The 6771-nt window shown below is 69.6% G+C and carries 6 protein-coding genes; all 6 read right to left on the bottom strand.

Features of this window, described 5'->3' with window-relative positions; translation table 11 throughout:
* Positions 1 to 233: 233 nt before the first annotated feature.
* A complete protein-coding gene (locus tag VFJ94_RS13710; protein ID WP_325004778.1) occupies positions 234 to 671 on the bottom strand; it encodes a DUF2550 domain-containing protein in 438 nt (145 codons plus the stop codon).
* A 10-nt stretch (positions 672 to 681) separates the two neighbouring features.
* Positions 682 to 966: a F0F1 ATP synthase subunit epsilon gene (locus tag VFJ94_RS13705; RefSeq protein ID WP_325004777.1), complete on the bottom strand. Its 285-nt coding sequence runs from the start codon at positions 964 to 966 to the stop codon at positions 682 to 684.
* A gap of 83 nt (positions 967 to 1049) precedes the next feature.
* Positions 1050 to 2423 carry an NAD(P)/FAD-dependent oxidoreductase gene (locus VFJ94_RS13700; RefSeq protein ID WP_325004776.1) on the bottom strand — a complete coding sequence of 458 codons (1374 nt, stop codon included), beginning with the start codon at positions 2421 to 2423 and terminating at the stop codon, positions 1050 to 1052.
* Between the two features lie 121 nt (positions 2424 to 2544).
* Positions 2545 to 4014 (bottom strand): F0F1 ATP synthase subunit beta, encoded by a 1470-nt coding sequence (gene atpD, locus VFJ94_RS13695; protein WP_325004775.1) that lies wholly within the window; start codon positions 4012 to 4014, stop codon positions 2545 to 2547.
* 30 nt (positions 4015 to 4044) lie between these two features.
* Positions 4045 to 4986, bottom strand: a complete 942-nt coding sequence (locus tag VFJ94_RS13690; protein ID WP_325004774.1) for a F0F1 ATP synthase subunit gamma — start codon at positions 4984 to 4986, stop codon at positions 4045 to 4047.
* Positions 4987 to 5126: 140 nt separating this feature from the next.
* Complete coding sequence (gene atpA, locus VFJ94_RS13685; RefSeq protein ID WP_325004773.1) at positions 5127 to 6758, bottom strand: F0F1 ATP synthase subunit alpha; 1632 nt, start codon at positions 6756 to 6758, stop codon at positions 5127 to 5129.
* Between the last annotated feature and the right edge of the window lie 13 nt (positions 6759 to 6771).

Genomic DNA, 6771 nt, shown 5'->3' with positions numbered 1-6771 from the left:
CGCCCTCCCCCCAAGTCGAGTGGTCACTTCGGTGCAGCCCCGCCGCCCTCCTGCCCAAGTCGAGTGGCCACTTCGGTGCAGCTGGTACGCACGAAAGTGGCCACTCGACGCGGCGGGTGGGGCGCCCGGGCGCACGAAAGTGGCCACTCGACGGCGGGGTCGGGCCCCAAGGCGCACGAAAGTGGCCACTCGACGTGGGGGGAGGGTCCGGTAGGTAGGGGTGCGAGCGTGCGTCAGGCGACGTTGACGTTGTAGCCCGGCGGCGCGGCCTCCTGCCAGGACCGCAGCGCGGTGTAGGCCGACCCCTGCAAGGCCAGCTCGAAGGTGCGCGACCGGTCCGCCGCCGGGACCCGCGACGCCCCCGGCAGCAGCCCCGGTGTGTCGCCGGCGCCGAGCGGGACGGGCGCCTCGAGCACGAGCGCCTGACGCGGCCACCGGTGCCGCGGGCGAAGCGAAAAGCCCCCGAGCGTGTACCACTCGAGGGCGTTGTCGCCGAACCTGAGAAGCCCCATCCGCCAGTGCGCGCCGCCGCGGTGGCGCAGTCCGCAGAGCGTCAGGGGCAGCCCGCCGGAGATGAGCCTGCGACGAACGTACGTGCCGGCGAGGAGCACCAGCACGAGGACGAGCACGGTGCCGACCGCGATCTCGATGGACACGAGGGCGGGGGGCACGCGCGTCGCCTCAGCGGTTGCTGGACGGCTGCAGGGCGGAGGCGTCGACGTGCTCGGCGACGATGGTCACGACGTCCGAGTCGACGGAGAGGAACCCGCCGTCGACCGTGGCCGTGTGCCGCACGCCGTCGAGCCCCTCGATGGCCACCTCACCCTCGGCGAGCACCCCGAGCAGCGGGGTGTGACCGGGCAGGATCCCGAGGTCGCCCTCGACCGAGCGGGCCCGCACGATCTTGGCCTCGCCTTCCCAGACCTTGCGGTCGGCGGCCACCATCTCCACCTTGAGTGAGCTCACGTGTTCCTCCGGATCTGCTTTCGGTGTGCTCGAAGTTTAGTGCCTCGTATGCCGTGCTCGAGACCCCGGCGGACGGGCCGCCGTCAGGACGCCGGCCGGTCCCCCGGCACCCGCGGCAGCTGCGGGTCGAAGCTCTCGCCGAGGTCCTCGATCGCGGTGCGCGCGAACACCTGCTGCTGGGTCATGACGCGCTCGGCGCGACCCCGGCCGAGGAAGCTGATGGCCCAGTGCAGCAACGTCGTGATCCGATGCTTGAAGCCGATGATGTAGACGAGGTGCACGGCGAGCCACATGACCCAGGCGAAGAAGCCGCTCGACTGGAACTTCCCGATCGACACGACGGCCGAGAACCGCGAGATCGTGGCCATCGAGCCCTTGTCCCTGTAGTGGAAGGGTCCGAGCGGCGGCTCGGCGGCCACCCGCCTGGTGATCTGGTCGGCGGCATACCGGGCGCCCTGGATGGCGACCTGCGCGACCCCGGGCAGGCGGTCGAGCGCCATCATGTCACCGATGACGAAGACCTCCGGGCGGCCCGGAAGGGTGAGGTCGGGCTGCACGAGCACGCGGCCGGCCCGGTCGAGTTCGGCGCCGGACTGCTCGGCGAGCTGGACGCCGAGAGGCGAGGCGCTCACGCCTGCGGCCCACACCTTGCAGACCGCCTCGATCCGCTCGTGTGTGCCGTCGCCGTGCTCCACCTCGATCCCGGTCGAGTCCACGCCGACGACCTTCGCCCCGAGGCGCACCTCGACGCCCATCTCCCGCAGCTTGGCCTGGGCGCGGCTGCCCAGCCGCTCGCCGAAGGAGGGCAGCACCGCGGGCGCGGCGTCGAGCAGGATGATCCGTGAGTTGGCGGGGTCGATGCGTCGGAAGTCCCGCTTGAGCGTGCGGTGCGCGAGCTCGGCGATCTGTCCGGCCATCTCTACGCCGGTCGGGCCGGCGCCGACGACGACGAAGGTCATCAGGCGCTGGATCTCGGCCGGTGTGGACGCCAGCTCCGCGAGCTCGAAGGAGCCGAAGATCCGTCCCCGCAGCTCGAGCGCGTCGTCGATGGACTTCATGCCGGGCGCGTAGCGGGCGAACCGGTCGTTACCGAAGTACGACTGCCCCGCCCCGGCCGCCACGATGAGGGAGTCGTACTCGGTGACCGTGTCCCGGCCGACCGCGGTATGGGTGACCGTGCGGGCCTCGAGGTCGATCTTCGTCACCTCGCCCAGCAGGACCTCCGCGTTCTGCTGGTGGGCGAGCACCTCGCGCGTGGCAGGCGCGATCTCCCCCTCGGACAGGATGCCCGTCGCCACCTGGTAGAGCAGCGGCTGGAAGAGGTGGTGGGTGGTCCGCGCGACGAGCGTCACGTCGACGTCCGCGTGGGCGAGGCGCTGCGCCCCGAACAGCCCGCCGAAGCCGGACCCGATGATGACGACCCGGTGTCGCTGACGTGCCGCTGGCGTGTCGGTCATGCGGTACTCCTTTGGGGTCTGTGGGAGGAAGGCACGACGCCGGCGCCCCTGGGGGACACCGGCGTCGGTCGTGTCAGTCATGCTTCCTGCGCGGGAACCCGAAGCGGAACCCGAGGCGATGTCAGAGGTTCTTCTGGATCTCTGCCCACTGCCGTTCGACGTCGTCGAGTCCACCGCACATGAAGAACGCCTGCTCCGCGACGTGATCGTAGTCACCGTCGGCGATCTTCGTGAAGGCCTCGATGGTGTCGGCGAGCGGCACCGTCGAGCCCTCGATGCCCGTGAACTGCTTCGCGACGTAGGTGTTCTGGGACAGGAACCGCTGGATGCGACGCGCTCGGTTGACGAGGATCTTGTCCTCCTCCGAGAGCTCGTCGACGCCGAGGATCGCGATGATGTCCTGCAGCTCCTTGTTGCGCTGGAGGATCGACTTGACCCGCACGGCGGTGCTGTAGTGGTCCTGCGTGATGTAGCGCGGGTCGAGGATGCGCGACGTCGAGGACAGCGGGTCCACGGCCGGGTAGATGCCCATGGACGCGATGTCACGGGAGAGCTCGGTCGTCGCGTCCAGGTGAGCGAACGTCGTGGCCGGGGCGGGGTCGGTGTAGTCGTCAGCCGGCACGTAGATCGCCTGCATCGAGGTGATCGAGTGGCCGCGCGTCGAGGTGATGCGCTCCTGAAGGACGCCCATCTCGTCGGCCAGCGTGGGCTGGTAACCCACGGCGGACGGCATACGGCCAAGGAGGGTGGAGACCTCCGAGCCGGCCTGGGTGAACCGGAAGATGTTGTCGATGAAGAGCAGCACGTCCTGGTTCTGCACGTCCCGGAAGTACTCGGCCATCGTCAGGGCAGAGAGGGCGACGCGCAGGCGGGTGCCCGGCGGCTCGTCCATCTGGCCGAAGACGAGCGCGGTCTGGCCGAGGACCCCGGCCTCCTCCATCTCGACGATGAGGTCGTTGCCCTCACGGGTGCGCTCGCCGACACCGGCGAACACGGAGACACCACCGTGGTTGCGGGCCACGCGGGCGATCATCTCCTGGATGAGGACGGTCTTGCCGACGCCCGCACCGCCGAAGAGGCCGATCTTGCCGCCTTGGACGTAGGGGGTGAGCAGGTCGATGACCTTGATGCCCGTCTCGAACATCGTCGTCTTCGGCTCGAGCTGGTCGAAGTCCGGCGCCTTGCGGTGGATGCCCCAGCGCTCCGTCACCTCGAGCGTCTCGCCCTCCTCGAGGTTGAGGCAGTCACCGGTGGTGTTGAACACCTTGCCGAGCGTCACGTTGCCGACCGGCACCGTGATGGGTCCACCGGTGTCCTGCACCTCGGCGCCGCGCACGATGCCGTCCGTCGGCTGCAGGGAGACGGCGCGCACGAGGTGCTCGCCGATGTGCTGGGCCACCTCGAGGTTGATGTTGCGGGTCCGCCCCTCGAGGAGCACCTGGGTGGTGAGCAGGTTGTACTGCTCGGGCATGGCCTCGACGGGGAACTCCACGTCGACCACGGGGCCGATGATCCGTGCGATGCGGCCGACGCCGCCCGCGCTGGGCCCTCGTCCGGCCGTCGCCGCGGTGTCGCTGACAGTTGCAGTCATGTCGCTCTGCTTTCCTGGTCCTTGTGGGCGTTACTTCTTGGCGTCGGCGAGGGCGTCGGCGCCGCCCACGATCTCGCTGATCTCCTGCGTGATGCCCGCCTGGCGGGCCTGGTTCGCGAGGCGCTCGAAGGTCTTGATGAGCTCCTGCGCGTTGTCCGTGGCCGACTTCATCGCGCGCTGGCGCGCCGCGAGCTCCGAGGCGGCCGAGCTGAGCAGGCACGTGTAGACGCGGTTGCGGACGTACTTGGGCAGCAGCGCGTCGAGGACCTCGTTGGCGTTCGGCTCGAAGGAGTATGCCGGGGGCAGCTCACCCTCCTCGTACTGCCGCACGCTGAGGTCGAGGTCGTCGTCGGCGTCGCCGGCCTCTGCGGCGTCGACGACCTCGAGCGGCAGCAGCCGCAGCACGTGCGGCTCCTGGCGGACCATCGAGCGGAACCTGGTGTAGACGACGTGGATCTCGTCGTGTCCGCCCTCGGCGGTGTCCTTGAGGAAGTCCGCGGTGATCCGCTCCGCGATCTCCTGGGCGTTCTCGAAGGTCGGGGCGTCGGTGAAGCCGGTCCACTCGGCGGCGTACTCGCGCTTGCGGAAGGTGTAGTAGCTCACGGCCTTGCGTCCGACGAGGTAGGGGACGACCTCCTTGCCCTCGCCGCGGAGCCGCTCGACGAGCTGCGCGCTCTCCTTGAGCGCGGCGCTCGAGTAGGCGCCGGCGAGACCTCGGTCCGCGGTGATGATGACCACGCCGGCACGCGTCGCGGTCCCCTTGGGGCGGGTGAGCGGGTGGTCCTCGTTGGCGTTCGTCGCCACGGCGGACACGGCGCGGGTCAGCGCAGTCGTGTACGGCACCGCCTCGGCGGCCCGCTGGCGGGCCTTCACGACGCGGGCGGCCGCGATGAGCTCCATCGCGTTGGTGATCTTCTTGATGGAGTTGACGGACTTGATGCGCTGGCGGTAGATCCGCATCTGCGCTCCCATGTACCCCGCCTCTCTGTCTGTGGCGTGCTCTGTCTGTGGCGTGCTCGGTCTGTGGCGTGCTCGGTCTGTGGCGTGTTCTGTCTGTGGTGGGCAACCTCGCCGTATGCCGGGAAGCGAGCCTCCCGGCATACGGACGGCGGTCACCGTTGCTTGACGATCTTCGCCTGGCTGATCTGGTCCTCGCCGATCTCGGAGAACTCCTCGTGTCCGGCCTGGACGGCGCTCTTGGACGAGCCGCGGAAGGTGAACTTCACCTCGTCGGTGGCCTTCTCGAGCGCGGCGATCGTGTCGTCGTCGAGCTTCTGGGTCTCGCGGATCGCCGTGAGGATGCGCCCCTCACGACGGAGCGTCTCGAGCAGCTCGGTCTCGAAGGCGCGCACGTCCTCGACCGCCACATCGTCGAGCTTGCCGGAGGTGCCCGCCCACACGGCGACGACCTGCTCCTCGACGGGATAGGGGTTGGACTGCGGCTGCTTGAGCAGCTCGACCAGACGCGCCCCACGGGCGAGCTGGGCGCGGGACGCCGGGTCGAGGTCGGAGGCGAACATCGCGAACGCCTCCATGGCGCGGAACTGGGCGAGGTCGAGCTTGAGTCGACCGGCGACCGACTTCATCGCCTTGATCTGGGCCGCGCCGCCGACGCGGGACACCGACACACCCACGTCGATGGCCGGGCGGACGTTGGCGTTGAACAGGTCCGCCTGCAGGTAGATCTGCCCGTCCGTGATGGAGATGACGTTGGTCGGGATGTAGGCCGAGACGTCGCCGGCGCGCGTCTCGATGATCGGAAGGCCCGTCATCGAGCCCGCCCCGAGGTCGTCGGAGAGCTTCGCGCAACGCTCCAGCAGGCGGGAGTGGAGGTAGAAGACGTCGCCCGGGTAGGCCTCGCGACCCGGCGGGCGGCGCAGGAGGAGGGAGACCGCGCGGTAGGCCTCGGCCTGCTTCGACAGGTCGTCGAAGACGATGAGGACGTGCTTGCCCTGGTACATCCAGTGCTGGCCGATGGCCGAGCCGGTGTAGGGCGCGAGGTACTTGAAGCCCGCGGCGTCGGACGCCGGTGCGGCGACGATCGTGGTGTACTCCAGGGCCCCGGACTCCTCGAGGGTGGCGCGCACCGACGCGATCGTCGAGCCCTTCTGGCCGATGCCGACGTAGATGCAGCGCACCTGCTGGTTGGGGTCCCCGGAGTCCCAGTTGCGCTTCTGGTTGATGATCGTGTCGACCGCGACCGTGGTCTTGCCCGTCTGGCGGTCGCCGATGATGAGCTGGCGCTGCCCGCGACCGATCGGGGTCATGGCGTCGACGGCCTTGATCCCCGTCTGCATCGGCTCGTGGACCGACTTGCGCTGGACCACCGACGGAGCCTGCAGCTCGAGGGCACGACGGCCCTCGGCCTTGATCTCGCCCAGGCCGTCGATGGGAGTCCCGAGCGGGTCGATGACCCGGCCCAGGAAGGCGTCGCCGACCGGCACCGAGAGCACCTCGCCGGTGCGCTTGACGCTCTGGCCCTCGTCGATGTTCGAGAAGTCACCGAGGACGACGACGCCGATCTCGTGGACGTCGAGGTTGAGCGCGAGGCCGAGGGTGCCGTCCTCGAACTGCAGCAGCTCGTTGGTCATCGCCGAGGGCAGACCCTCGACGTGGGCGATGCCGTCACCGGCGTCGCTGACGCGGCCCACCTCCTCGCGGGCGGCCGCACCGGGCTGGTACGACTGGACGAAGGAGTCCAGGGCTTCCCGGATCTCCTCCGGACGGATCGTGAGCTCCGTCATGTCAGATCTTCTC

Origin of the sequence: Intrasporangium sp., assembly GCF_035688975.1 — a bacterium.
GTDB lineage: Bacteria > Actinomycetota > Actinomycetes > Actinomycetales > Dermatophilaceae > CALMNV01.
Note: the sequence above shows the minus strand (reverse complement) of the source record. Positions and strands in the feature narration are given on the sequence as shown.